Here is a 1,288-nt window from a genome sequence, read left to right as displayed (position 1 = left end):
AGCCAGGGTCCGGGCGGGCCGGGGTGGCGCGCCCGGTGCCCGGCGTGGCCGGGGACACGGGCGCCGGTGGCACCGGTGCGGTCCGACCAGGGGCGGCCGGTGGAGGCGTGGCCGCCGCGGCGGGATGCGCGGGCCGCTCGTCGTACCGGGGTGGCGGGGCCGGCGCGCGCTCGGAACGGGCAGCCGGCCGCGCCGCCACGCCGGGGTCGGCAGGGCGGTGTGGTTCGGCGGTGCGGTGCGTCTCGGGGCGGTGGCCCACCTCCCGGGCGCGGTCCTGGCGCACCGGACCCGGCGGTGGCCAGGGCAGGCCGCCGTCGGGTCGGTGGCCGGGCTGTGGCCGCGCCTCGCGGTACGTGTCCGGCCGGGCCTCCTCGCGGGGGCGTCGGTCCGGGTACGTCTCGGCGCGGGCCGCCGCCTCGCGTGGCTGCTGCCGGTGCGGGTCGGCGTCCGGTCGGCGTCGCTCGTCGTCCCTGCGCGGCTGCCCCGGTGCCTCCGCGTCGGGTCGGCGGCGACGTCCGTCGTCGGCCGTCCGTGGTGTGGTGCCACCGTCGTCCGGGCGGTACCGCCGCTCGACCGGCACGCCGGCGTCCGGCCGGGCCCGTGCCACCGGCCGGACGTCGTCGGCGGCCCGCTCGGGCCGGCGGGAGTCGTCGGGCAGTCGCTCGGGCCGGCGGGAGTCGTCGGGGGCCCGCTCAGGCCGGCGGGCGTCGTCGGGCAGTCGCTCGGGCTGACCGTCCGGGCGGTAGCGCGGGCGGCTGTCCACGGGCGCCCACTGGCCGGCTCCCTCGGCGGCCCAGCCGTCCACCGGGCGGCCGTCGTGACCCCGGGTGGGTCGGACCCCGTACCCGTCGGCGGGGGGTCGTTCGTAGTCGGCGGCCGGCCGATCCTGCGCGGCCCGCCGGCGCGGCGGCTCCTCGGGTTCCCGAACCCAACCGGGTTCGGTGCGGGGTGCGGGGGAGACCGGTGGCGCGCTCGGGTATCCCCGGTCCCGTTCGGTCGGCTCGTGGCGGGACCGGCGGGTGTCGTACCGCTCAGTCGCGGGCTGGTCGCGCTGCCAGGCGGCCTCGCGGGCCGGTGCGCGCTCGTCGCCGGAGCGTCGCTCGGACCAGGCGGTCCGCCGGTCCGGCTCGGCGGAGCGGCGGTCGTCACGCCGGGGCGGCTCGGGCAGTGGCCGTCGGTACGGCTCGTGGTCGTAGTGGCGGGTGTCGGCGGGCCGGCCGCGGCCGGCGGCCTCGATCGGACGATCGTCGCCGCGGGGACGGCCGTAGCCGTGGTCGTCGTCAGCCCA

General features: G+C 81.3%; 1 pseudogene. It reads right to left on the bottom strand.

The features are described from left to right. Window positions 1-1,288: pseudogene (locus F8271_RS32785) on the bottom strand (hypothetical protein); the annotation flags it as partial.

Origin of the sequence: Micromonospora sp. ALFpr18c (genome assembly GCF_008868155.1) — a bacterium.
Classification (GTDB): Bacteria; Actinomycetota; Actinomycetes; order Mycobacteriales; family Micromonosporaceae; genus Micromonospora.
The sequence above is the reverse complement of the archived record's forward strand: the minus strand, read 5'-3'. Positions and strand labels throughout refer to the sequence as shown.